The organism is Brachyspira pilosicoli (assembly GCF_036997485.1).
Lineage (GTDB): Bacteria > Spirochaetota > Brachyspiria > Brachyspirales > Brachyspiraceae > Brachyspira > Brachyspira pilosicoli_C.
This window is the reverse complement of the sequence record NZ_JAWLPU010000002.1, coordinates 496,328-522,563: the sequence shown is the minus strand read 5'-3', so window position 1 is coordinate 522,563 and position 26,236 is coordinate 496,328. Positions and strand designations below refer to the sequence as shown.

Here is a 26,236-nt window from a genome sequence, read left to right as displayed (position 1 = left end):
CAATAAATTATAAACTATTTATAAAAACTCCAAATATTAATATAATTAAAGATATATATGTTAAATAATCTATTATAATAGGAGAAAGTAAAACCATAAAAGCTTTTGAACTGCTATTTATATTAAAAGATGTTTTTATATTATGGTATGATAGAAAAAAATAGTATATTTGAAATATTATAAAGCTAATGGCTTGTATAAAAAATAAGGCACTGTTTTTTATAAAAATTAAGCTTATTGGTAAAATAAAAATAAATATGCCGTATATTGCAAAATAATTTTTAATAAATTTTTTAATATAGTTTGTATTATATACATTTAATAGGGTAGTAGCTAAATTAATAATAGCTATTTTTATTATATTAGAAATTGCAATATATGCTGATATTCCAAAAGTAAATATTAAAAGTTTAAATATAGAACCTTTGTTTCCAATGGTTATTAAAGCAGATATCGATATACTGATTGATGCCATTAAAAATATTACTAAAGCATATTCAAATTTTAATTCTTTTTTTATAGCCTCTTTAGGAGATAACATATAATAATATATAGCTTCATATATTTTCATTTCACTCTCCAATATAATTAGGAATATATATATACATAGGCACACCTATATATTTAGTATTTATTAATTCCTCATAAGGTATTAAAGCTTGAGGTTTATAAATAAAAGGCATACTTGATAATATTAGATTTATAAAGTTTTTATTTTCTGGTTTTTGTATAATATAAGGTTCTTCATCTTTTATATCAGCCATTTGAGCTGCATCTTTTATAGCATCTTGAAGTGTGCCAATATTGTCTATTAAACCTACTTCTAAAGCTTTTTTCCCGCTAAATACTCTTCCATCAAATAAATCTTCTCTGTTTCCTTTTATTTTATCACCTCTTGAAGTTTCTACCACATTAGTAAATTGAGCAACAAACTCATAAGTCATATCCTGCCAGTAAGCAAGTTCATCTTCTCTTGGCTCTCTAAACGGAGATAATGAATCTTTATTTCTTCCGCTTTTTATTGTATACATTTTTATTCCATATTTATCCATTAAATTAGATACATTAACAAACTGAGATATTACACCTATACTTCCAGTAAGTGTTGATTCATTAGCATATATTTTATCAGCTATCATGGAAATATAATATCCTCCGCTTGCTGCCATACTTCTAAATGAAGCTACTATTGGCTTTGGATATTTTTTCTTTAATTCCTGCAAATATTTTAATGCCTCTTCACAAGAAGTTAAAGCTCCTCCTGGGCTGTCTACTTGTAATACTATAGCTTTTACATTATCATCTTTCATGTAATATTCAAAATCATCAATTAATTTTTCTGTAACAGATTTTTCTTCTATTCCAAGTGAGTTTTTTCTTGCTACATGCGATATTACACCAACTAAATCTATAATTGCAATGCCTTCTTTATTTTGTATAGAATTAATATTTGTTGTTGTTCCTTTTATAATAACAGAAGAAATTGTGTTTTTTGGTTTAGTAAATATAGAAACAATACCTATCACTATAGAAACAATTATTAATAGAGAAAATATTATAAATCTTTTGTTTTCTTTATTTTCTTTAATTTCATTTTTTTTGATGGTATTTGTATATTCCTTATTTTCTTCTTGTGTACTGTTTTCTTGTTCTTGGTTGTTTTGCTCGTACATATTTCCTCCATATTTGTCTTATTTTCCTCTAACTCTATATAAACATTATCTATATAAAGTGATACAAATATAACAGGCTCTCTTCCTATTATTTGTATAAACTTTTTTCTTAACGCCTCGCGCACTTCATATTTTATGGTAGATGGTGTTCTTTTATTTCTATTTAATAATTTTCTAACAGCTTCTGTGGCAGCATTTTTGCCTTCTTTAATAAGCTCTTCATTTTTACTTATTATAGAAGATTTTTCTGCTCCATTATATGTAAAACCTTTGCTTTCTATGTCTATATTTATATCATAGTTGCCAGTTTTATTTTTTTTAGCCACCACATTAGCAACTACAACTCCATTTAATGATAATTGTTCTCTGTCGAAGAATATGCTATCTTCCAAATCACCAACACCTTTACCATCAACATAAATGTTTCTTATCTCTATAGGTTCAGCGATTTTTGCTTCTAAAGAGCTATCTATTTCAAGTACATTACCATTATATAGTAAAAATCCTTTAGAATTAAGCCCATTAAGTTCTTCTACCAATTTTATATGGCTGATTAAATGTCTTTTCTCTCCATGTATAGGTATAAAATATTTGGGCTTTACTAATCTATACATGAGTTTCAAATCTTCACTTGAAGCATGTCCAGATACATGAAGAAGCTTTTTGTCTTCCCCAACCATTTTAGCCCCAAGATCATAGAGATTATTAATCATCCTTGTAACAGACATCTCATTTCCAGGTATAACACTTGAAGAAAATATAATCATATCCCCATCTTCTACTTTTATATGCTTATGAGCCTCAGCAGCTATCAATGAAAGAGAAGAATAAGGCTCTCCTTGTGTGCCTGTGGTTATGCATACAATCTTTTCTCTTGGGTATCTGTTTAATTTGTCTATAGGTATTACTATATCATATAAATTTAAATATCCCATCTCTTGTGCTATTTTTGTATATTTGAGTAAACTTCTTCCAGAAAAAGCTACATATTTATTGTTAATCTTCGCAGCAGTTACCAAATCTTGTATCCTTTCTATACTGCTTGCAAAAACAGCAACAATTATCATACCATCTTCATAAGCAAATAGGGGAGTCATAGTATTTTGTACTAAGCTTTCACTCATAGAAAACCCATTCTTATGACAGTTAGTAGAATCTGCCAAAAGAAGCAATACTCCATTTTCACCATATTCTGCAAACTTATAAAGGTCTATAAATTTATCAGTAGTAGGATTTAAATCAACTTTGAAATCTCCCGTATGTATTATAACACCAAGCGGAGTAGTGATGGCAACACCAACACCATCTGGTATACTATGATTAACTCTTATAAACTCTATATCAAAATTGATTCCTATTTTTATTTTATTTCTTGGCTCTAATTCATAAATATCAACATCTTTATATTCATTCTTATAATCATTGAGTTTTGCCCTTAAAAAAGCTGCTGTTAATCTTGAACCATAAATTTGTATATTTGGAAATTTTCTTAAGAAATGAGGTATAGCTCCTATATGGTCCTCATGTCCATGAGTTAGCACTAATCCAACTATGTTTTTATCTTCCAAATATGAAGTGTCTGGTATAACATAATCTATGCCAAGCATATGATATTTAGGAAACATAAATCCGCAATCAATGATTAATACTTCATTTCCATATTCTATAACAGTCATATTCATACCTATTTCTTGTACACCGCCTAAAGGTATGATTCTTATCTTATCGTTATTGTTCATCTATTTACTACTTTTAGTATATTATTTTTAATTTTTTTATTTTAACTGTAAAGAAATATTAAGTCAAGATATTAAAAATTATTATTTATTTAGTAAAAAAATATGTATTTTTAAAAATTAAATATTTTGTTTATTATTTTTGATATATGATATCAATAAACGATAATTGAAATAAATTAATTATTGTTTTTTATAATCTTGATATAAAAAATAGTTATTCATATTGACAATAATACGTATACGTAGTAATATTAAATAAATTATTTCAAGGAGGTAAGAAATGGTTAATTCGTTAAAGAAAGTCTTTTTCATTTTTTTTATTTCTGTTTGTTCAGCATTTGCTGCTGAAAAAACGCCTATGGATTATCTAAACGACAATACTCCTCTAAAACCTACAAAAGTATTTGATAATGTATACTGTATAGGAACGGTGAGTGTTGTTGCTTGGGTAATTAATACTTCTGATGGGCTTATTTTAATAGATTCTATGTGGGACGACAGAGATGCTAAACTTATAGAAGATGGCATTAAAGAATTTGGATTAGACCCTAAAAACTTAAAATATATATTGATTAGTCATGGTCATGGAGATCATTATGGCGGAGCTAATTACTTAAGAAACAAATATGGAGCTAAAACTGTACTTACAAAAACAGATACAGATTTAATGTACAATTTAAATACAGGTGCTAATTCTCCTCGTTCTCCTAAAACTAAAGTAGATATTTATGCTAAAAATAAAGATGTGATAACATTAGGAGATGTAAGCATAACTATATTGGAAACACCGGGGCACACTCCAGGATGCAGCTCTTACATATTTCCAGTAAAGTATAAAGGCAAAGAATATACTGCAGTATTATGGGGAGGAACAGGGCTTCCTAAAGATAAAGAATTAGTAAAAAAATATAAGCAGTCGGCAGAATATTTTAAAAAAGAAGCTCTTTCAAGAAATGCTTCTGTTTCTTTAACTGCTCACCTTTTTGCTGATAATGGTTATGCTAATTTAGAAAAAGTTTCAAATCTTAAAGAAGGAGAGCAGAATCCTTTTATTATGAATAGAGAAAATATGGAAAAATATCTTAATTCATTGATAGATAGAGCAAAATAAATTTTAAAAATACATTAACAAAAATTAAAATACATGCTATCATAATATTGATTGTTATGATAGCATTTTTTATATTTGAGGAGTCTATTATTAATAACATAGGATATGATGTTTGCTATACTGCAAGAAAAATATATCAATATATAGGCAAACAGATAATTGATTTTGATATTACACCTGAACAATTAATAGTAATAAAAGAGTTATCAAGAGAAGAGGGTATATCCCAAAAAGAGCTTTCTGTAAAACTCGATAAAGACCAAAATACAGTTAAAGCAATAATAGATAAATTAGAAAGAAAAACTTTAATTAGAAGGCAAGAAAATAAAACAGACAAAAGAGCTTTTTCATTGTTTCTTACAGAAAAGGCCAAAAAAGAACTTCCAATTATAGAGAGTTATGAAAATGAGGTGTTAGATAATATAATAAAAAATATTGATTCAAAAGATATTGATAAGTTTGTAAAAATATTAGAGCTTATTAGAATGAATATATCAAAAATATAAACTGCTTATAAACTTTGAATAAAAAAATATATAAAAAATAAAATACTAATATTCTAAGCAAAATAAAAATGCTTTACAATTTAATTTCTATTCATTATAATATTAAAAAATAATTATTTATTTAAGAGATATAAAAAATGAAAATAACAGTAATACATGGTCAAAATCATAAGGGCTCTACCTATAATGCTGCTAAAATGCTTTATGATAAATTAGAAGGCGATGTTACAGAGTTTTTTCTCCCAAGAGATTTTAATTCTTTTTGTGTGGGCTGTAATAATTGTTTTAAAAAGTCAGAGAAATTATGCCCGCATTATGAAGCATTAACTCCAATCACTTCAGCTATGGATAATGCTGATATAATAATATTTGCAAGCCCTGTGTATGTATATCATGTAACAGCTGCTATGAAAACATTATTAGACCATTACGGTTATAGATGGATGATACATAGACCAGAAGAGAGTATGTTTAGAAAACAAGTTGTGTGCATTTCTACTGCAGCAGGAGGCGGAATGAAAGAGACAACCAAAGATATAGCTGACAGTACATTTTTTTGGGGTGTAGCTAAAACATATAGAATTGGCTTTGCTGTAAGGGAAGTAACTTGGAATGATGTAAGCGAAGATATAAAAGAAAAAATAAGAAAGCAAATATATTCTTTAGCTGACAAAATAAAAAAAGATTATGGACATATAAAGCCTTCTATAAAAACCAAAATGCTTTTTTATTTGATGAGAAAATTACATCAAAAAAAGAAAATTACAGAAAATGATTATAACTATTGGAAAGAAAAAGGCTGGATTGATAATAAACGCCCATGGTAAAATAATGAAATAGTAATATGCTAAAATAACAAAATAAATTTTCTGTAAATAATAGAAACTCAAAAATCTATTTTATCTGGATTTAGCCCTGAACCTGCAAAATATTCTATATTGTTTATAGTATTCATATCTTCTTCACTAATATTAAAATCAAAAACTTCGCTATTTTCTTTTATTCTTGAAGCAGTAATTGATTTTGGAAGAGGGAGAGTATTATTTTGTAAACACCATCTTATGCAAAGCTGAGCCGTAGACTTTTTATATTTACCAGCAATTTCTTTTAATAAATCATTATCAAGCATTTTACCAGTTCCAAGCGGACTCCAAGCTTCAACAAGTATATTATTATCTCTACAATATTTTAATGTTTCTTCTTGCATAAAACCAACATGAAACTCTATTTGATTTACCATAGGTTTAATTTCTGTTTGCATTAAAGATTTCAAATGATGTGGCATAAAATTAGAAACGCCTATTGATTTTATTTTGCCTTTTTTATAAAGCTCTGTCATAGCTTTCCAAGTCTCTAAATTAATATTATCCCAATTTTTAAATTGATTTTCTGATGCAGGCCAATGTATTAAATAAAGGTCAAGATAATCAAGCTCTAAATCATTAAGAGTTTTTTCAAATGCTTTTAATGTTGTATTATATCCTCTATCTTTGTTCCAAACTTTGCTTGTAATAAATGATTCTTTTCTGTCTATGCCGCTTTCTTTTATAGCCTTGCCGATGCTTTTTTCATTTCCATAAACGGCAGCAGTATCAATATGTTTGTAGCCTAACTTTATAGCCTCTTTTACAGAGTTTACAGCAGTTTCACCGTCTGGAGTCTGCCAAGTACCAAAACCTATACAAGGAATTTTATAATTATTATTTAATGTAAAAGTATTATTTAAATTAGAAAACATATTTATATACTACTCCTTTATTATTGTATATAAATTATATAGTATACTAATTCAAAGTCAATTATAAATAATAGTAAATAACTTGAAAAATAAAATTTATAATATAGAATTATAACTATCATGAAAAATAAAATACTTTTACTTTTAATTATTCTAAATCTGTTAATATCTTGTAAAAAAGTAAATTTATTAACTCCTTCTATTATACCTCCCCCTACTGAATTTAAAAACAATGAAAAAATTCCTCAATATCCAACACCAAGTCCAGTGCTTCCTATACCTCCTGAAAAAACAGAAGAAAAAAATATCATCGTTACTCCAGAAATTGTGAAAGACGGAATAGTATTTGGAGGATATGGAAGAAGATTTAAATTCAATAATGAATGGCATATATTAGCAACTAATGAATATAAATATGACCCTAATACTAAAATATTAACTCCAACAGGTAAAGGGGCTGTACTAAAAATAGATAATAATGGAAAAACTATAACAAAAATATATAGTCTTTCATTAAATGATGATTTGGAAAAAATAGAATATTGGACTAATCTTAATTCAAGAAAAGTTTTAATAGAAGAAAGCAAAGTAAGAATTCCTACATCTGGTGACTATGGATCAATATATACAAAAACAGAGAAAAAATATGAATATAAAAACATAAAATATTATAATACTAATTTTAAATATATATCATCTGTTTTCCTTAATTTAAGAGGCAAGGAAACTTCAGACTTGATAAATTGGATTGACTCTCCTGATGTTTATAAAAAGGAATATATTTTGCCTAAATTAGATTTTGATAATCCGAATTTCCAAGGAAGAATCGGTTCAGGACATGCTGATACTACATTAATGTATTTTAAAGGTAAATTTTTATTATTTACTCACCCTACAGTATATGATTATTATACAGATGGATTTATTCCTCCGTCAAGTGAAGATTTTTATTTGGATTCAAAATATTATTATAGTATAGATGTTGGAAAAGATACATCTGACCCTAAAAATTGGCAAACCAATGAAACACCTTGGGGAAGAAGAACTAGGATTGATAATTATCGTTATGACGGTAAAAAAATGTATATGGCAGGAGGAAATTCATACGCATATAAATATAAAGCTTCTGAAGGATATTGGTATCTTGATATATTAAAAGCCTATCTACCTACTATGGAAGATGGAATATGGTCTACTGAAGATGGTATTAATTGGGAGCTAGAAAAAACACCGTATCCTTTTAGGTATGCTGGAGAGATTGTAAACTATCTTAAAATAAATCCTTTAATTACATATATAGCCTCTGATGATGGTACTCCTTTTGAACCTAAATATACAGAACTTAACGGCAAATATTACAGAACTTTCAATACAACCTATCCAATTCCTCCTGTAAAAGAAATTATGGAGGCTGCTGAAAGGTTTGAAACTAATTTCACAGTTACAGAAGAACATGTAAAAAATTCAGGCATTTATCAAATTCAAGTATCATCTGTTCACCCTGATAATGCCAAAGAAACAGATTGGATTACTATAGTTCCTAAAAATCAAATAACCTCATCTACAGCATGGGAAAGCGGTGGAGGAGATTTATTTAATTTTAATGGCAAATTAGTACGTTTGCTAGATTATGACAGAGAGTTCAAATTAAACACTCAATATGAAGAAGCATTGAATTTATCTAAGCAATATTATAATTTACTTATAAACTCTCCTATATCAGAGTATAAAAAGAATTGTTATTACTTCTTATACTATAAAGCTATGGCAGATATGATTAAAATAATTAAAGATAAAAGCAATAATTATTTCAAACCAGAGAAAGCTTTTACACATTACACATTTGAGTTGAATTAAAAAATAAGAATTAATATGCTATATTGATAGAGAATATAAATTTATAGTATTATTTTTATACAATATACTTGTTTTTTATATATAAAATTTATACAATTATATTAATTGAAACATAAAAACAAATATAAAAATATAGTTACAACGTATAAAAACAACACATTTTTATATATTTGTTTGGCATATTTTTTGCATATATATAAGCGTACAGCAATTGAATGCTGAAACAAAATTATTTAATAAAAATAATTAATTTATAAAGGAGTTAGGCGGTTTAAGAGCCGTCAATTAATTAGAATATGGATTATAATAAATATACAATAAAAGCCCAAGAGGCAGTAAATGAAGCTGCTAATATAGCTAATGGTGAAGACCATAACGAAATAAAAAGCGAGCATTTACTTCTTGCATTATTAAAACAAGAGGACGGACTTATTCAGCCATTAGTTGAAAGAATAGGCGTTCCTATAAACACATTAATAGATAAAACCCAAAGATTAGTTGATGAAAATGTAAAGGTTACAGGCGAAAATGTACAGTTACATCTCTCTACTAATGCTGGTAAAGTTTTAGCAAAAGCAGAAAAAGAAGCGAGTGCTTTAAAAGACCAATATGTATCAACAGAGCATATATTTTTAGCACTTGTTGAAGCAGACAACAAAGCAGGTGACATGCTTAGAAAAAGCGGTATAAGCAAAAAAGAAGTTTTAAGTGCATTAAAAGATTTAAGAAAAGGTCAAAGCGTAAATAGCCAAGACCCAGAAGCAAAAATGCAGGCACTTGATAAATATTGCCGTGATTTAACAGCATTAGCAGAGGCTGAAAAAATTGACCCTGTTATAGGAAGAGATGAAGAGATAAGACGCGTTATGCAGGTGTTGTCAAGAAGAACAAAAAACAACCCTGTACTTATAGGTGAGCCTGGTGTTGGTAAGACTGCTATTGTTGAAGGACTTGCAAGAAGAATAGTTTCTCAAGATGTACCTGAGGGACTTAAAGATAAAAGGCTATTAGCTTTAGATTTAGGTGCATTAGTAGCTGGTGCAAAATTCAGAGGAGAGTTTGAAGAGAGATTAAAAGCTGTTATTACAGAGATAGAAAAATCTGAAGGAAGCATTATATTATTTATAGATGAGCTTCATACTCTTGTAGGAGCTGGTGCTACAGAGGGAGCAATGGATGCTTCTAATCTATTAAAACCTGCATTAGCACGTGGGGAATTAAGGGCAATAGGTGCAACTACTTTAGATGAATACAGAAAATATATTGAAAAAGATAAAGCACTTGAGAGAAGATTCCAACAAGTTTATTGTAAAGAGCCTATTGTTGAAGATACTATTTCAATATTAAGAGGTTTAAAAGATAAATACGAAGTTCATCATGGTGTTAGAATAAAAGACGATGCATTAGTTGCTGCTGCTGTTTTATCTAATAGATACATAACTAACAGATTCTTACCAGACAAAGCTATTGACTTGGTAGATGAAGCTGCAAGCCAATTAAAAATAGAGATAGACAGTCAGCCTACAGAACTTGATAAAATTGAAAGAAAAATATTACAGCTTAATATAGAAAAACAAGCTCTTTCAAAAGAAAATGATGCAGCATCTAAAGAAAGATTAGAAAAACTTGAAAAAGAATTATCTGAACTTTCTGAAGAACGTAATGCTATGAAACTTCAATGGGATAATGAAAAAGGAAGAATTGAAGAGAGTAGAAAATTAAAAGAAGAACTTGAAGCTTTAAATATAAAAGAAACTCAATATACAAGAGAAGGCAATTTAGCTAAAGCTGCTGAAATAAAATATGGTAAAATACCAGAATTACAGAAAAAATTAGAAGAAGCAGCAAAAGCTATGGAAGAAGCTAAAAACTCTGATAAGAAAAGACTTTTAAGAGAAGAGATTTCTGAAGATGATATAGCAAGAGTAATATCTGTGTGGACTGGAATACCTGTAAGTAAAATGCTTACAAGTGAAAAACAAAAATATTTACAGCTTGAAGAAGTATTACATAAAAGAGTTGTAGGACAAGATGAAGCTATCACTTCAGTTGCTGATGCTATTAGAAGAAACAGAGCAGGTCTTTCTGATGAAAACAAACCTCTTGGAAGTTTCTTATTTATAGGACCTACTGGGGTTGGTAAAACTGAACTTGCTAAGACTCTTGCTGATTTCTTGTTTAGCGATGAAAAAGCTTTAACAAGAATCGATATGAGTGAGTATATGGAGAAGTTTTCTGTTACTAGACTTATAGGAGCCCCTCCTGGATATGTAGGTTATGATGAAGGAGGACAATTAACTGAAGCAGTTAGAAGAAGACCTTATTCTGTTATATTATTTGATGAGATAGAAAAAGCTCACCCTGATGTATTTAATGTTTTACTTCAGGTATTAGATGATGGAAGACTTACTGACGGACAAGGAAGAATAGTAGATTTCAAAAATGCTATTATCATAATGACAAGTAATTTAGGCTCTGATTTAATTCTTGAAGCTAATGATACTAATGATATCAAAGAAAAGATTCAGGAACTATTAAAAATGTCATTTAGACCAGAGTTCTTAAACAGAATAGATGAGATAATAACATTTACTAGACTTGACAAAAAATATATTGCTGAGATAGTAAGAAATCAAATAGCAAGAGTTGCTAACAGACTTAAAGACAGAAGAATAACTTTAGATGTAAGCGATGAGGCTATAGACTATATTGCTGATATTGGTTATGATCCACAGTTTGGAGCAAGACCATTAAAAAGAGCGATACAGAATTATATAGAAAATCCTTTAGCTAAAGAAATGCTTGCTGGAAAATATTTAGAAGGAGATACTATAAAAGTTGTAAAAGAAGGTGATGGTTTGGTTTTTGAAAAATAATATTAAATAAAAATATTAAGGGCTTAGTAATAAATATTTTACTAAGCCTTTTTTAATAATTTGTATTATTAATATAATAATTACTATAATAGTTGCTGTAATAATAATTATAATTGCTTAATTGATTTTCACATTTCAATGCCACAAAATCAACTCTTCTATTTTGAAAAGTATTAGTAGTGTATTTAGGAGCAAAATAACTATACGGATAAATCTTTACTCTTTCATGAGAAATACCAAAAGAAACTATGACATCTCTTATAACACTTGCCCTTTGAAGAGAAAGCCTCATATTTAAATCTAATTTTTCTTTGCTTATCTCATCAGCATGCCCTTCTACTATTAATATAGCATTTCTATTGTTACTCATAAAGCTAATCATTTCATTCATTACATAAGTATAATCTTCTATATTATATGCCTTTTTTGCTCCAACTTTATAATATATTTCTCTATCTGTGTTAAGTAAATATCCTCTTTCAGTTTGAATAATACTCATATTAGTGCTTAAAACAAAATTATAATTACATTCACTTTCAATATTTTTAGGTTTATCCCAAGAAAAATACATTCTTCTCTCTGGTATAAAACAAGAAATTAAAACAAAAGGAATTAAAACGAACAAAAATATTTTATAACTCATATTAACCCCTTAAACTCTTAAAACCTTATATTAATTGGTATAAATGAAATAGCAAGCTGCTTTGTAAATATACCATATTCTATAGAAAAAGATTGATAGAATATATCAAAATGAAAACCCACTCTCATATCATAAAGCTTATAAGACATTTTATCTTCTGAATTTGGCATATACAAATCATTAACAGTTATCTCATGCCCAACAATATTAGCATAACTTCCTATGCCATTAACGCCCACTTTTGAATCTAAACTTCCAAATACAATATCAGCCCCAACAGAAAAATAAGCATCTAAATATTGTATAACAGGAACTTTATCTCTCATTTTAAAACCAAATACAATCTTTGGGCTTAAAGCAAAAGTTTTCCATTTGGATTCTAAAAATGCATTTCCATTAAATACCACTCCAGTGTCTGTCCCTCCATTATAACCAAGATAAAGAGGAACATATACATTTCTATTGTTAGCAGACATTTTTAAATTGCCTTCATCATAATTAAAATCCATTCTTACATCACCAAAGAAATATTTAGTTCTAAAAAGATAAGCCTTTAAAGAAGCCCCTATATTATAGCCTAAAGATTCTATTTCAACATCATTTACAACTATGCCATAAATATCCTTAAACCCTAAAGAAATCCCACCCCTAATAGTGAGAGCTAAAGGTATAGGACCAAGATTCACTTGCAAATAGGCATTAATATGAGGAATGGGAAGAAGTTCTAAAGAGTCTGATAATGATTCATAATCATTTTTTGTAGAATTTTTTATTTTTTCTGCAGAATATAAAGGCACATCACTATATAAATTAATTCCAAAACTTCCTATAGGTGTATGCATTGGTATAAGAAGACCTGTATTATTACCAGATGCCGCATTAAAAGCTGTTTTCTTTTTTAATGCATTTATAACTGCAGTTGCTGTACCTTGCTGCATATTAGCTAATTCTAAGAAACCTAAAGTCGTTCCAACTAATAATATTACAGATTCGTTTGTAGTAGTATCAAGAATTTTTTCTGGATTTTGAGCTATGGTTATAAGTTCTCCAAATGTAAATGTTTTTATACCGTCATCAAAAAGTTTATTCATTTGTTCGCTTTCAATTAAAATATTCAAAGTTTCTTCAGGAATATTATTATATCTTCCAGTTGATTTTACATAAGCATTAATAAAAGTTCCATAATTAATATCAGGTATTACAGGCGGAAAAAACTGCGAAAATAAATTAAACGAATTAAAAATAACTAATAGAAATACAAATAATAATCTTTTCATTAGTGAATCCATAATCTAAAGCTCAAAAGTGTAATGCGTAACAGCCTCATCAGGTCGGAAATAAGCGCTGCCATTATTTTTAATTATTTTTAACATATCAGCCATAGCTTTATAATATAGAAAATAATAATCATATTTTTTAAACTCTGATATGGGTGATGTTAAAAGTAAATTATAATATTTTTCTGCAAGATTCAAAGCTGTTTCATATTGAGCATCAAGTTGAAACTCTCTGTCATAATCAGCTAAACGAACTATTTTGTTGTTGAAAGTAAACAAATCACTTCCTCCGCTTTCCCAGCCTATAATAGAAGTTATTTCATTATTTGGTACAATATTAACCCAGTCAGATTCCTGAGCTTTATCAGGAGGCACTGAAGACACCTGCAGCTGATAAGAACCAGATTTTCTAATATGCTCTTCTGTAACTGTAAAATTAGTTTCTAATCTATCAACAGTTTCTTTAATTTCTTTAATAGGGGGAATAGGATAAGTGCTGTTAAAGGTTCTGTAATATTTACCGTTTAATTCTGTATAAGAAGGCTCTAAAGGTGTGCCATCTTCAAAGTCATAATTTCCAACTATATCAATTTTATTTTTATTATTATTATAATAGTAATTATCGAGTTTGCTTATATCTATATTTTTTTCTTCTTTCCAATTTATTCCATCTTCTGTAGACCATATTCCATCTTTTTCACTATAAAAAGCATTAGTACTAGGTAGCCAAGCTTTGAAATTATGTCCATCTCCATATTTATATTCATAATCTACTGATATTCCGCCGTATACGTATATTTTATCTAATTTATTTTTATCATACAATATTTTAAACTGCTGTCTTTTTTGAGGAAAAGGAATTTCATATTTTTCCCAATTATCATTATCAGAAACATCTTTTGTTATATCTACTACATAATATTCATTTGAATCATCAGTATATATAGATGCTTGAGGATCTCTATAACCATATCTATTGTCATCTGCGAAAGACTTTTGTCCTACAATAAATAACTTACCTTTTATATAAAATAAAGCAGAAAATTCTAAAGTATCCATACCATATACACCTTGTATAGATAAATTAAAATCATCAGGGAGTGGAATATCATAAACTGTTTTTTCTATTTCATTTGCAGAGTCTAACCAATTTATTAAATCAGAAGTTTCTCTGTTTTGAGTATAGATAAATAATTGACGATAACAGCCAAATATAAAAAGATTATTATAATAAAAATTACCAACCTCTAATCTGCGGGGATAAGTGTCAAAACATTCTACTTTCTGTTTAGATTTTGATGGTATGCTGAGTTTATTTTCTTCTATTAGCAACTTTTGTGAATTTAAATTTGTCCAATATTCAAATTTTTCTAAATCATCACTTAATGAGAGGCTATGTATTTTTGTTATTGTACTTCCATCACTGCCTATTTTTAATAAAGCTCCTTTTCCTGTAGGATTAAGAGTTTTTGTTTCAGGTTTGTATTCATATTCATTTGTAGCTAACACATACCATTCATTTTTATATTTGAATCTTCTTCCATATCCTCCAAATACTGTTCCATTTTGAACTATTTCTGGTTTTATTTCGATTGTAATGTTTTCTGTTATTTCAGGAGGGGGGAGTATTGGTGAGGGTGTTGGATAGTCTGGCAATTCTTCGCCTATATTTGGAAATGCTGTTGGAGGCGGTATATATGTTGGGGGCAGTAAATTTATTTTTTTACAAGATACTATTAATATCAAAATAAAAAACATAATAGCTATTTTTTTTATCATATCCACCCCAAAAACAAAAATGATATTAATATAATACACTATATTAATATCATTTTCAAACATTTTTTATTCTGATAAAATTTAATATTATTTGTAAAAAAAGTAAGAATTATAAACTAACTCTTTTTGAAGCGTCATCAATATTAAGTTTATAAAGCTCGTCTATAAAAGCAACTGCAAAACTGCCAGGACCTTCAGCTTTTTTTGAAGCTTTTTCACCAGCAGAAGCCATTATACACATAGCAGAAGCAGCAGCAATTAAAGGCTCAGCAACAGCAAGCATAGCTCCAGTTATAGCAGTAGATGTGCACCCCATACCAGTATTTAAAGGCATTAAAGTGGAACCTCCGCTTACATATAAAACTTTATCTCCGTCTGTGATAATATCAGTTTCACCGCTTATGCTCACAACTGTATTATATTCTTTAGCCAAATATTTCCCTGACTCTAATGCCATATTAACATTAGCACTGCTGTCAACCCCTTTAGTTTTTATGCTCTCTCCTGCAAGCACCATTATTTCGGAAGCATTTCCTCTCACAACTTTAGGATTATAATTTTTAATTAAATCAATAGCTGTTTTAGTCCTTAATTTTGTAGCACCCGCTCCCACAGGGTCAAGCACAAAAGGTACATTTTTTTTATTGGCTATTTCGCATGCACTATGCATAGCCTCAATAGAAGTTTTTGTCAAGGTTCCAATATTAACAACAAGCGATGAAGCAATAGAAAGCATATCCTCAAACTCTTCTTTTTCAAATGTCATCACAGGAGAAGCCCCCGCCGCAAGCAGCGCATTAGCAGTAATTTGCATAACAACATAATTTGTGATGTTATGTACTAATGGACTTTTAGCTTTCATATTTTTTATAGCATTAGATATTTCATGTTGTAAATCATACATAATAATAACACCTCTAAAAAATTATAAAAAAACGAGACCAATTTAAGAAAACTGATCTCGTATTTTTTAACACAAAATTATTTCCCTACACTGGCATTATCCAACAGGTTATAAGGGTCTAAGTTTTAAACTTACTCTCAGCCTTCTAAAGCTCCCCAGATATAATCTCTATTAATATTTTTGAAACATTTTAGATGCTCCTCCGCAAGTCTCACATGTTTCTGGGAATTTATCAAGATAAATATTTCCACAGTTAGGACATAAATATAGAGAAATATCAGCATTTGTATTTAGAAATTTATCTTTAATTAATTCAAATAATTTAGCATGTTCTACTTCCACTTTACCAAGCGAAGTAACAGTAGAGCTTATTAATTTATTTTGTTGCTCAAGCATGACCTCTGCCAATTGAGGGTATAAAATGGTAGACTCATATACCTCTCCCTTAATAGCTACCTCTAAATTACTTTTATCATTTTCAATTTCAACATTAAGTAACTGAGGAACAAACTTAGCCATATCTAAGGAATTTCTTAATGCTAACTTTCTCATTTTTTCAGCATGTATTCTTTCTGCTAATGCTGTAGTGGAAAATACTTTTTGAACAGCCGGATTTTTAGATGCCTTAGAAAATTGAGAATATTTATTAGCAGCATTAGATTCCCCTTGAAAAATAGAAAATAAAACTTCTTCAAGAGATTTTACAGCCATATAAATAACTCCTTCAAAATAGTATTTAATATTTTTTAATGTGTTCATAAAAAAATACTTCTTATATAAGAATATTACATTTAATATAAAAAAATATCAAGTGAATTATAACAATAATAAATTGGTTTTATTATTTAATTTAATATATATTTTTCAAAACAGATATTTATTAAAGAATTTCTGTTTATTTTAACTATATAGTTAAAAAATAAACTAAAGATTAGTATGTAATGAGCAAACGTTTTTATACATTTAAGACAATTTGTAGTTTTTTTATCATCTCTAAATTTTTTATGATTTTTTTATATATAAAACTCTATAATAAATGTTAAAAATATTTTATATATAACAATTATAAAAAACTTCAGAAAAAAATAAGGAAATATGGTATTTAGAAAAAATTGCCTTATATATTTCAGGATTATGAAAATAATTTTTATCTACTATTAACTTAAAGAAATAATTGAATATGTTAAAAAGAATGAAATAGAATGCTGGAATAATAAATATAAATAACCAAATTGCTAATACTTTATCATTTGTAATAGTATATTTAAATCATTTATTTTTTATTAGAAGAAGTAAGTTTTTAAGTTTGTATATATTAAACTTTATAACAGATAAAAAATTATAGATTTATTTTACAAAATGATAAATATAATTTGCATATATATATTGAGGCATCAAGTGATGAAGATAATTTTAATGAAATTTAATATGTTAGAATTAAACGCTTCAATAGTGCTATATTTTTGACAGAATATAAAAACAATAAAAAATGTATTTATCAATAGAGTGGAAATATATATAATACCATAGAGATAGAAAATACGTGACATAAAAAATCTAAAGAAAGGTAAATAGGATATACTTCAGTAATGACTAATTCAAAATAAACTATATATTAATAAAAGTGACACTATTATAAATAAAAGGCTTGCTAACACATATAAATATTAACAAGCCTTGATTAAAATTTATTAAATTAAAAATTATTTTGTTGGATTAGCAAATAGATGTTTAATATCTGTTTTTTCCCAAGTGAATTCTGGAAGCTCTCTTCCGAAATGTCCATAAGCAGTAGTTTTCTCGTATATTGGTCTTCTTAAATCTAATGTTTTGATTATGCCTGCTGGAGTTAAATCAATTTGTTTAGAAATAATAGCAGCTAATACTTCATCATGAACTTTGCATGTACCAAAAGTATTAACATATACAGATAGAGGCTCAGGAACACCAATAGCATAAGCAAATTGAACTAAAGCTCTATCAGCAATTCCAGAAGCAACAATATTTTTAGCAACATAACGAGCCATATAACAAGCACTTCTATCTACTTTTGTAGGGTCTTTACCAGAGAAAGCACCGCCTCCATGAGCACCATGTCCGCCGTAACTATCTACTATAATTTTTCTTCCTGTTAATCCGCAGTCACCCATAGGCCCGCCTACTACAAATGAACCTGTTGGGTTAATATAATATTTTGTATTTTCATCAAGCATGTTTTTAGGACATATTTCATTGATTACATGTTTTTTTATGTCTTCTTCTATTTGTTTATGCTCAACTCCTGCAGCATGCTGAGTAGAAATAACAACAGCATCTATTCTAGCAGCTTTACCGTCCTTGTATTCTATTGTAACCTGACTTTTTCCATCTGGTCTTAAATAGTCAACAATTTTATCCTTTCTAACCTTTGTTAAACGTTCTGCCAATCTATGAGCTAAATGTATGCTTAAAGGCATAAAAGTTTCAGTTTCGTTTATAGCATAACCAAACATTATACCTTGGTCGCCTGCACCTTCAGAAACATTTGAGCTTTCAGAATTAAATAATCCTTTACCAGCACTAACACCCATATCTATATCTGGAGATTGTTCTGCAATAGCTTCCATTACAGCACAAGTATCAGCATCAAATCCCATATCGCTGCTTGTATATCCTATTCGCCTTACGGTATCTCTAGCGATTTTTTGATAATCCAATCTAGCTTTTGTAGTGATTTCTCCGGCAATGATAAGCATTCCTGTTTTTGCTAAAGTTTCACATGCAACTCTAGAGTTAGGATCTTGTTTTAAACATTCGTCTAAGACTGCATCGCTTACAGCATCGCAAATCTTATCAGGATGGCCTTCTGTTACCGACTCAGAAGAGAAATGATAATTTTTTATCTCAGCCATAGTTTTACCTCTTTTTAAAATAATCGTTTTATTGTATATTATGTTTATATAATGTCAATAGCTTTTTTATATATTCTAACCATAATCATTAAGTATTTACAAAAATGCTTAATAGTATATAATTTTTTATACATTTTTATTGAGTTTTATTTATGAAAAAGAAAGTTATATTTTGTGTATTTATTTCATTTATTGCTTCTTTAATATTATATTTTAATCTTAGTAATAAAAAAACGTATTCAAATTATACAAGCATTATGAATACTAATTATATGGCTGTGAGAGATGAAGCTCCTCCTGAATATTTTATTGATAATTATAGTGAAAAAAAGGATAATCTTTCAAAAGTGTTTGATGAGAGAGAGGTGTCCGCTGTCTTAAAATATAAAGCACTTATTATTTCTTATTTGGGTGAAGAAGAGATTGTATTAAACGGCGTAGAAAATAATAATATTTTTGATATTAATATTTCTAAAAAAAGTAACGGTGTTATAATAAGTGAGAAAACTTCAAAGAATTTAAATATAGAAATTGGGGACAGTGTTATATTAAAACTAATTACTAAAGATGGTCATTATAATGCTGAAGAATATGAGGTTTTAACTATATCAGACGCTTTAAAATATAATTATGCTTTAGTTGATATAGATAATTTAAATAATTTTGTGAAACTTAATGATTGTGCTAGTGAAGTATATATAAGAAATAATAGTGTAGATGAGAATATAGTTAAGCAAGTGTTTGGCGATGGTTTTGGATATTATTCTTTAAATGAAAAAACAAATAACAATAATAATTTATATTTTATTTTAGCTTATTTCTTTATTGTATTTTTTAGTTTTATATTTGTAAATAATAATAATTTGTTTTATAGTGTAATATTTTCTATTATTGGATTTATACTTTCTTTGGCAGCTTATTTTATAATTATGAAATATATATTAAAAAATAATTTTTATTTTGATAAAATATATTTAATAGTATTGTTAGTAAATATTGTTTCTGTGTTGTCTGCAAAATTAAAAGTCTTTTCAATAAAAAAGATGTTTTTAGAAAGTGTAAAATTTTCTAATTTGTTAATTCTATTTGGTTTTATTATAGTGTATGTTTTTGCTTTTGTAGTTTCTTATGATTATTTATTGGAAACAGCCCAAAAAAGAACATCTTCAAATAATAATGTTTATAATATTGCTAAAAAAAATACTTCTGATAACACTTTTTTATTGAATGGTTCTATTGGAGATATAAATATTATTAACAATGATGTTTCGAGGGTTATATCATTTCCGGTGGGTGTTGTTATTAGAACAGGAAGCATTCAATCTAAAGTGTATGCTTATGATAATTTAAATATTAAGTATAACATTTTATCTGGAGAGATGTTTGAAGGAGAAAATAAAGAAATTGTTATTGGTAAGCATTTAGCAAGATATTTAAATATTAAAGTAGGAGACAGTGTTTCTCTTATAGCAAAAAACTCTCGCAGTATTTTGGACACTATGTATTTTAAGGTTGTTGGAATATATGATATAGATAATTATAATATATATGCCAATTTAAAAACAATGTATGATTTTTTGCATCTTAGAGGCGGCGACAAAACCCCATACAACGAAAAAATAATAATACAGTCAGATGATAATATATATTCATATCTAAATAAAAAATTAAAAGATAATAATTTAGATGAACTTTATATAGAAGGATATGATGATAATAATAATATAAAAATATTTAGCTTTATATTTATGGGTTTATTTCTTATATCTGTTTCTTTGTTTAATTCTTTTTTATTGTCTGTTTTTTGTAAAGCAAGCAATATTAACAATATTAATAAAAATGACACTATTAAAAGATACGCTATATCATTTATTATTTCTATAATTTTATCATTAATATTAATTTTATTGCTTTATGATATAGTATTTAATTTTATAATATTTTTAGTAATAATTTTTATTTTGTCTTTTGCTTTAACTGTAATTTCTTTATTAGGCAGTGATATATGATAAAAAATATATTTAAAAAAAAGAAAAAAGTTATAATATTTTTGCTATTTATAATATTACTTCTTTGTTTGTATATGTTTTATTTTTCAAGATCTTTAAGAGTAAGATATATTGAATTAGAGTTTGATGATTTACCTTATAGTTTTGAAGGTACAAAAGTAGCATTTGCGGCAGATATGCATGCGGGGCTTTATATACCAACTTCTCATATAAAAAAAATGTCTGATATTATAAGAAAAAATAATCCTGATTTAATATTATTTGCTGGGGATTATATTTACAGTGCTCCGAGATGGTTTCATTATTATGATTCTAATAATGTTCGAAAATTTGATGAAGGAATAAAAGATTTAAATGCCAAGTTTGGAAAATATTCCGTTATGGGCAATCATGATAATTGGGAGAGTACTACTGATGTATCTAATTGTTTGATAAGAAACGGATTTAAAACTATAGATAATAATATAGTGTTTATCACAAATGAAGCAGGAGATTATATTTCTATAGGCGGTGTTGGAGATTTTTTAACAGATAAAGTAGATTTTGATAGTGCAACCAAAGGAGTTGAAACAAATAATTTTCATATACTGTTGTCTCATGAGCCTCTTTTCCCATTAAAAATTGCAAGAGAAGGCGGATACAATAAGCTAATAGATTTTTTTCTTGCTGGGCATACTCATGGATTTCAAATAAGTTTTATGCCTATAAAACTAATAGAGTTTATAAACAAAAATAGAGAATATCCTTTAATGAGCATATACGGCAAAATGAATGCATATAATACAAAAATATATGTTACATCTGGGGTTGGGGTAGTGCTGCTTCCTTTTAGACTCTTTGCTTATCCTGAAGTAGTTATTATTACATTAAAAAGAAAAAGATAATTTTTTTATTCTTTGTTGCTATGGCAATAGACTTTTATAAATAAATATTGGATAATTCAAAAAAATTAAAAGGATATTGCGATGCCAAATTTTATTAATAATATAGATTATAAAAAAGTATTATCATTAAAAGACACTGTAGAGATTAACTCTGCATTAACTTTAGTAGACAGAGATAATTTAGCAATAAAAATACTCTCTGTAGACAAAGATAAAGCTATACCAACTCATAGCAGTACAGGAGATGTATTGGTTATCACTATAGACGGTAAGTTTGAGATGACTATAGAAAATGATGCTTATGTGTTGTCTGAAGGAGAATCTATTTTAATACCTGCTAATGCCAAACATTCATTAAAGGCGATAGAATCTTTTAAGGTAGTTGTTATACAGGTGAAGCCATAATGGTATTTTTTAATAAATAATCTTTTATATAAAGCATAAGGTTTTTTTGTGGGCCTTATGCTTTTTTATAAACATAGAAATTTTATAAATAATTCTATCATAATATTTTTAATTCTTAAAGTAAGCAATAATGTGTATTTAATAATAGCAGCTTTTTTTGTGCTAAAACATCACAGAAACTCATAATTTTGAAAGAAAATTATAAAATTATCTTGAAAAATTATATTTGTAATATAGAATAGCCGTATGTTTTATTTGTTTTATTAAGATTGTTAAGAATATATTTGCGGTTTATATTTTTATTATGAAGAAGAAATTTAATAAAAAACTATGCTTAATATCTGCTTTATTAATTATCGTAATAGTATTAATTGTATCTTGTGAAAAGATTAATATATTAGGTCCAACCTATATACCGCCTGAAACAGATTTTAGATTGCCGGAAGACACAATACCCGGCCATATTGATGTAAATCCAGTGCCTGCCAAAAACGGCGAAGTATTTGGAAGCTTTAGAAGGAAGTTTAAATATCAAGGCAAATGGTATATATTAGCTTATTATATGTATGATTATGACCCTAAAAGCAAAACATTAAATAAAAAAGCTGAAAAAATAATACTTCAAATAGATGATAATGGAAATATAATAGTTTATGATAAAAACAGCAAAGGATATGATGATTTATTAAGAATGAATGTAATAGAAGAAGATAGAGTTTTGTATGAATATTATTCTTATGGAAGTTATAAATATTCTTCGAGTTCTTTTGTTACTAGAAACTGTGAAAATGAAGAAAGAACTCATACATTTCGCACAAAAATAACTTTTGATAATATGATAAAAACATCATCAGATTTAATAAATTGGCAATTTGAAGGGAATGGTGGTAATATTTATAAAACTTTTCCTCCAGTGAGTGAAGACCCTAATGCGAGCTTTCAAGGAAGATTTGGAGCTAGTGGTTATAGAACTGTTGAGTTTAAAGATTATATATATTTAATAGGTTTAGAAGAAGATTTTTTTGAGCAAAATCCAACTGGATGCCGAAATATAAGTTTAGGGCCATTTACAGTAAGTAAGGATGTTTATTATAGAGTACATAAAAATAAAGATAGTTCTATAGGTGATAATTGGGAAAAAAGAAATACTCCTTGGGGACAAAGAGATAATCTTACTGTTCGCTATGATAAAAATAAAATATATGTTACAAAAGGTAGAAGAGGATATTATGAATGGGACTCTTCGGATAATATTTGGTGGATTCATTATGAATTTTTTGACAATGATAATACTATATGGTCAACTACCGATGGCGTAAATTGGAATACAGAGCCTAATTCTTCAGCTTATGACAAGGCAAATGAAATATCTTCATTAGGAGGAGATTTACCTTATATACCAAATAAGATAGAAACACCTGAAGAGCCTAATTGGATAAAACTAAATGACGGCAGATATTATAAATCAGACAACTCTCCTTATTCAACTTATAAAATTAATAATAAATATTATTATGTGCCTATGCCTCCTTATGAAGAGATAAAAGCAGTTTATGACAGAGGGCAGGAATATTTTACTATTACAGAAGAACATATAAAAACAGCTGGGCTTAATCAGTTTTTAATTAAAGATAAAGAGCCGAATAAAGATGAAGATTGGACAGTAATAACTCCTATAGATTATACGGATAAATTAATGGTATGGCAGAGCGGAGGCGAGAAAGTTATGCTTAATATTAATAATAAGGCAGTGCAGCTTGTGGACTATAGGCAAATAGAAAATATGTATAATACTATTCAAGAATATTCTATTGTAATAAATTATTTGAAAAAAACAGCAAAAGAATTGAGAGATGGAACTTATTGGGATCCTAATGTCAATTTTGGACAAGGCGGATATGTAAAAAATGTACTTAGAGGAATGGAGCTTGATGCTATGGCTGATATGATTGAGCTTATGAAAAGTAACAGAGAGTACATTATGCCTCATGATGCTGTTACTCATTATACTGTGGAGTTTAAATATTAAATGGCTTTATATGCCGAACCTTTATTTTAATAACTTAAATATACTAAGAATTTTACGTTTTGTCATTTTGGGATTTTTAAATTTATTGTTTGCGGTGTAAAGCCATGCAAATAATTAAAATACGGGCACGCTTCGCGAAAGTGCAAGTGTTTTTACTTTATATGTTAGGATATAGCCTAAAACCTAAATTTGAGTAAAAAAATGCAGTCCTTTTGCTTCTTTGGGTCACGCCACAGGCACTTCCTACGGTCGCAAAAGAAGTGGGGGTGTGTACCCTAAGGGCACGCTTCGCAGGGGGGCTAGTCCCCGCAAATAAAAAATATAAAAAATTATTGTTCTTTTTTCCCGCAGCAAAAAGATTAATTGAAATAGTTTACAATTTGCTTTTAATAAAGTAATAATTTATAATTATGTTAATATAGTTTAAAATTCTTAAAAGGTTTAATATATGAATAAAATAAACAGAATATATATAGGCTATCCTCCATTTGAAAGCGATAGGGGAGTGGCATTACTTTCACAAAATAGACAATTTCAATGGTTCAAGAGTCCTACATATATTTATCCTGTTGTGCCTGCCACTGCTGCAACTATGATAAAAAATGCAGGCTATAAAGTGGATTTTATTGACGCTATTGCAAGGAATATGACTACTAAAGAATGGTATGAGTATTTGGATTCTAATACACCTGATTTGTTATTTTTTGAAGTGAAGACTCCTGTTATATATAAGGCTTGGAAAATAGTTGATGATTTGAAAGCGAAATACAAAAATATGATAGTAGTTATTGCAGGCGACCATGTTACTGCTATGCCTAATGAAACAATGAATAACTGTAAGGTTGATTATTTGCTTACAGGGGGCGATTATGACTTTTTGCTTTTAAACTTAATAGAATATTTAAACGGAAAAACACAATTAGAAAAAGGCATATACTATAGAGAAAATAACAATATAAAAAATACAGGCTTTTTTGAATTAAGACATGATTTAAAAACTCTGCCGTTTATAGACAGAGATTTAACAGAGTGGAAAAGGTATGCTTATGACAATGGAAATTTTAAACGCATTCCAGGCACTTATATAATGGCTGGGCGTGACTGCTGGCATCATAGATGTACTTTCTGCTCTTGGACGGGTATATATACAAACTTCCGTGCGAGGACTGCAGAGAACGTAGTTAATGAAGTGGACTTTCTTTACAACAAATACAATATAAGAGAGATAATGGATGATACTGGCTGCTTTCCTGTAAAGAAATGGCTTAATGATTTTTGTAATCTCATGATAGACAAAAAGCTTAACAAAAAAGTGAATATTGATTGTAACATGCGTTTTGGGGCTTGCAATGAAGAAGAATACAGACTTATGAAAAAGGCAGGTTTTAGATTCTTGTTATTTGGTTTAGAATCAGCAAGTCAAAACACTTTAGACAGACTTGTAAAAGGCAATAAAGTAGAAGAGATACTTCCTTCTTGTAAAGCGGCATCTGATGCAGGGTTATCTCCTCATATCACAGTAATGCTTGGATATCCTTGGGAAACTGAAGAAGATATTGAGAAAACTTATGAGCTTACTAAAAAACTTCTTCTAAAAGGTTATGCTAAAACAATGCAGGCTACAATTATAATTCCATATCCTGGTACAGAATTATTTAATCAGTGTAAAAGAGAAAATTGGCTTACCACAGAAAATTGGGAAGATTATGATATGCGTAAGGCTATAATGAAAACCGATGTCGGCGAAGAGAAAATAAAATGCTGGATACAGAAGCTTTATAATTTGAGTTTTACTCCTCAGTTTTTAATGCATAAAGTATTTTCAATTAGAGATTTGGACGATATAAAATATTATTTAAGAGCATTTAAAAAAGTGTCAAAAGGGCATTTAAAAGATTTTGAGTAAATATATTTA

20 protein-coding genes and 1 riboswitch are annotated in these 26,236 nt (G+C 28.1%); of the genes, 10 read left to right on the top strand and 10 right to left on the bottom strand.

The features are described from left to right. Positions 1-7 precede the first annotated feature (7 nt). The 3 genes from R4I97_RS07640 to R4I97_RS07630 are packed head-to-tail and all read right to left on the bottom strand — an operon-like array spanning position 8 to position 3,412. Complete coding sequence (locus tag R4I97_RS07640) at positions 8-571, bottom strand: hypothetical protein (RefSeq protein ID WP_335784476.1); 564 nt, start codon at positions 569-571, stop codon at positions 8-10. Position 572: 1 nt separating this feature from the next. Next, entirely contained in the window at positions 573-1,673 is a 1,101-nt protein-coding gene (sppA, locus tag R4I97_RS07635; protein ID WP_335784475.1) for a signal peptide peptidase SppA, read from the bottom strand. Continuing rightward, complete coding sequence (locus R4I97_RS07630; protein ID WP_335784474.1) at positions 1,556-3,412, bottom strand: ribonuclease J; 1,857 nt, start codon at positions 3,410-3,412, stop codon at positions 1,556-1,558. Before R4I97_RS07630 ends, sppA begins: the two co-directional genes overlap by 118 nt. 280 nt (positions 3,413-3,692) lie before the next feature. Here R4I97_RS07630 and R4I97_RS07625 point away from each other — a divergent pair, with 280 nt between their 5' ends. From R4I97_RS07625 to R4I97_RS07615, 3 genes are all read left to right on the top strand, one after another. Next, complete coding sequence (locus tag R4I97_RS07625; protein WP_335784473.1) at positions 3,693-4,523, top strand: MBL fold metallo-hydrolase; 831 nt, start codon at positions 3,693-3,695, stop codon at positions 4,521-4,523. Positions 4,524-4,579: 56 nt separating this feature from the next. Then, entirely contained in the window at positions 4,580-5,029 is a 450-nt protein-coding gene (locus R4I97_RS07620) for a MarR family winged helix-turn-helix transcriptional regulator (RefSeq protein WP_335784472.1), read from the top strand. Positions 5,030-5,166: 137 nt separating this feature from the next. Further along, positions 5,167-5,856 (top strand): NAD(P)H-dependent oxidoreductase, encoded by a 690-nt coding sequence (locus R4I97_RS07615; RefSeq protein ID WP_335784471.1) that lies wholly within the window; start codon positions 5,167-5,169, stop codon positions 5,854-5,856. 59 nt (positions 5,857-5,915) lie between these two features. Here the strand turns inward: R4I97_RS07615 and R4I97_RS07610 are convergent, their stop codons facing one another. After that, a complete protein-coding gene (locus R4I97_RS07610) occupies positions 5,916-6,767 on the bottom strand; it encodes an aldo/keto reductase (RefSeq protein WP_335784470.1) in 852 nt (283 codons plus the stop codon). A 120-nt stretch (positions 6,768-6,887) separates the two neighbouring features. Here R4I97_RS07610 and R4I97_RS07605 point away from each other — a divergent pair, with 120 nt between their 5' ends. Both R4I97_RS07605 and clpB read left to right on the top strand, forming a co-directional pair. Next, the gene (locus tag R4I97_RS07605; protein WP_335784469.1) at positions 6,888-8,624 is read left to right on the top strand and encodes a hypothetical protein; all 1,737 of its coding nucleotides are present in this window, start codon (positions 6,888-6,890) and stop codon (positions 8,622-8,624) included. A 296-nt stretch (positions 8,625-8,920) separates the two neighbouring features. Beyond that, a complete protein-coding gene (gene clpB / locus R4I97_RS07600) occupies positions 8,921-11,500 on the top strand; it encodes an ATP-dependent chaperone ClpB (protein ID WP_335784468.1) in 2,580 nt (859 codons plus the stop codon). 52 nt (positions 11,501-11,552) lie between these two features. Here the strand turns inward: clpB and R4I97_RS07595 are convergent, their stop codons facing one another. From R4I97_RS07595 to metK, 6 genes are all read right to left on the bottom strand, one after another. After that, the gene (locus R4I97_RS07595) at positions 11,553-12,143 is read right to left on the bottom strand and encodes an OmpA family protein (protein ID WP_335784467.1); all 591 of its coding nucleotides are present in this window, start codon (positions 12,141-12,143) and stop codon (positions 11,553-11,555) included. 17 nt (positions 12,144-12,160) lie between these two features. Beyond that, complete coding sequence (locus R4I97_RS07590; RefSeq protein ID WP_420535689.1) at positions 12,161-13,432, bottom strand: hypothetical protein; 1,272 nt, start codon at positions 13,430-13,432, stop codon at positions 12,161-12,163. 3 nt (positions 13,433-13,435) lie between these two features. Continuing rightward, positions 13,436-15,199 (bottom strand): hypothetical protein, encoded by a 1,764-nt coding sequence (locus tag R4I97_RS07585; RefSeq protein WP_335784465.1) that lies wholly within the window; start codon positions 15,197-15,199, stop codon positions 13,436-13,438. Between the two features lie 109 nt (positions 15,200-15,308). After that, positions 15,309-16,103, bottom strand: a complete 795-nt coding sequence (thiM, locus tag R4I97_RS07580; protein WP_335784464.1) for a hydroxyethylthiazole kinase — start codon at positions 16,101-16,103, stop codon at positions 15,309-15,311. A gap of 65 nt (positions 16,104-16,168) precedes the next feature. After that, positions 16,169-16,271, bottom strand: a riboswitch (TPP riboswitch). Positions 16,272-16,274: 3 nt separating this feature from the next. Then, positions 16,275-16,814, bottom strand: coding sequence for a rubrerythrin family protein (locus tag R4I97_RS07575; RefSeq protein WP_335784463.1), 540 nt, complete (start codon positions 16,812-16,814; stop codon positions 16,275-16,277). A 992-nt stretch (positions 16,815-17,806) separates the two neighbouring features. After that, complete coding sequence (gene metK, locus R4I97_RS07570; RefSeq protein ID WP_407928852.1) at positions 17,807-18,985, bottom strand: methionine adenosyltransferase; 1,179 nt, start codon at positions 18,983-18,985, stop codon at positions 17,807-17,809. 161 nt (positions 18,986-19,146) lie between these two features. On the opposite strand from metK, the gene R4I97_RS07565 reads away from it, so the two are divergent. The 5 genes from R4I97_RS07565 (at position 19,147) to R4I97_RS07545 (ending at position 26,227) form a co-directional block, all read left to right on the top strand. Next, positions 19,147-21,003: a lipoprotein ABC transporter permease gene (locus tag R4I97_RS07565; RefSeq protein ID WP_335784462.1), complete on the top strand. Its 1,857-nt coding sequence runs from the start codon at positions 19,147-19,149 to the stop codon at positions 21,001-21,003. Then, a complete protein-coding gene (locus tag R4I97_RS07560) occupies positions 21,000-21,887 on the top strand; it encodes a metallophosphoesterase (protein WP_335784461.1) in 888 nt (295 codons plus the stop codon). The genes R4I97_RS07565 and R4I97_RS07560 overlap by 4 nt, the downstream gene beginning before the upstream one ends. Positions 21,888-21,968: 81 nt before the next feature. Next, a complete protein-coding gene (locus R4I97_RS07555; protein WP_335784460.1) occupies positions 21,969-22,292 on the top strand; it encodes a cupin domain-containing protein in 324 nt (107 codons plus the stop codon). 304 nt (positions 22,293-22,596) lie between these two features. Further along, positions 22,597-24,321 carry a hypothetical protein gene (locus R4I97_RS07550; protein ID WP_335784459.1) on the top strand — a complete coding sequence of 575 codons (1,725 nt, stop codon included), beginning with the start codon at positions 22,597-22,599 and terminating at the stop codon, positions 24,319-24,321. A gap of 448 nt (positions 24,322-24,769) precedes the next feature. Next, positions 24,770-26,227, top strand: coding sequence for a B12-binding domain-containing radical SAM protein (locus R4I97_RS07545; RefSeq protein ID WP_335784458.1), 1,458 nt, complete (start codon positions 24,770-24,772; stop codon positions 26,225-26,227). Positions 26,228-26,236 lie beyond the last annotated feature (9 nt).

What these genes read in the sequence shown, in the direction of transcription:
- R4I97_RS07560 (WP_335784461.1), top strand. Translation starts at nt 21,000, where the DNA reads ATGATAAAAAATATATTTAAAAAAAAGAAAAAAGTTATAATATTTTTG.
- sppA (WP_335784475.1), bottom strand. Translation starts at nt 1,673, where the DNA reads ATGTACGAGCAAAACAACCAAGAACAAGAAAACAGTACACAAGAAGAA.
- R4I97_RS07610 (WP_335784470.1), bottom strand. Translation starts at nt 6,767, where the DNA reads ATGTTTTCTAATTTAAATAATACTTTTACATTAAATAATAATTATAAA.
- R4I97_RS07625 (WP_335784473.1), top strand. Translation starts at nt 3,693, where the DNA reads ATGGTTAATTCGTTAAAGAAAGTCTTTTTCATTTTTTTTATTTCTGTT.
- R4I97_RS07565 (WP_335784462.1), top strand. Translation starts at nt 19,147, where the DNA reads ATGAAAAAGAAAGTTATATTTTGTGTATTTATTTCATTTATTGCTTCT.
- R4I97_RS07555 (WP_335784460.1), top strand. Translation starts at nt 21,969, where the DNA reads ATGCCAAATTTTATTAATAATATAGATTATAAAAAAGTATTATCATTA.
- R4I97_RS07575 (WP_335784463.1), bottom strand. Translation starts at nt 16,814, where the DNA reads ATGGCTGTAAAATCTCTTGAAGAAGTTTTATTTTCTATTTTTCAAGGG.
- R4I97_RS07620 (WP_335784472.1), top strand. Translation starts at nt 4,580, where the DNA reads ATGATAGCATTTTTTATATTTGAGGAGTCTATTATTAATAACATAGGA.
- R4I97_RS07545 (WP_335784458.1), top strand. Translation starts at nt 24,770, where the DNA reads ATGAATAAAATAAACAGAATATATATAGGCTATCCTCCATTTGAAAGC.
- clpB (WP_335784468.1), top strand. Translation starts at nt 8,921, where the DNA reads ATGGATTATAATAAATATACAATAAAAGCCCAAGAGGCAGTAAATGAA.
- R4I97_RS07585 (WP_335784465.1), bottom strand. Translation starts at nt 15,199, where the DNA reads ATGATAAAAAAAATAGCTATTATGTTTTTTATTTTGATATTAATAGTA.
- R4I97_RS07630 (WP_335784474.1), bottom strand. Translation starts at nt 3,412, where the DNA reads ATGAACAATAACGATAAGATAAGAATCATACCTTTAGGCGGTGTACAA.
- R4I97_RS07605 (WP_335784469.1), top strand. Translation starts at nt 6,888, where the DNA reads ATGAAAAATAAAATACTTTTACTTTTAATTATTCTAAATCTGTTAATA.
- R4I97_RS07640 (WP_335784476.1), bottom strand. Translation starts at nt 571, where the DNA reads ATGAAAATATATGAAGCTATATATTATTATATGTTATCTCCTAAAGAG.
- thiM (WP_335784464.1), bottom strand. Translation starts at nt 16,103, where the DNA reads ATGTATGATTTACAACATGAAATATCTAATGCTATAAAAAATATGAAA.
- R4I97_RS07550 (WP_335784459.1), top strand. Translation starts at nt 22,597, where the DNA reads ATGAAGAAGAAATTTAATAAAAAACTATGCTTAATATCTGCTTTATTA.
- R4I97_RS07595 (WP_335784467.1), bottom strand. Translation starts at nt 12,143, where the DNA reads ATGAGTTATAAAATATTTTTGTTCGTTTTAATTCCTTTTGTTTTAATT.
- R4I97_RS07615 (WP_335784471.1), top strand. Translation starts at nt 5,167, where the DNA reads ATGAAAATAACAGTAATACATGGTCAAAATCATAAGGGCTCTACCTAT.
- R4I97_RS07590 (WP_420535689.1), bottom strand. Translation starts at nt 13,432, where the DNA reads ATGGATTCACTAATGAAAAGATTATTATTTGTATTTCTATTAGTTATT.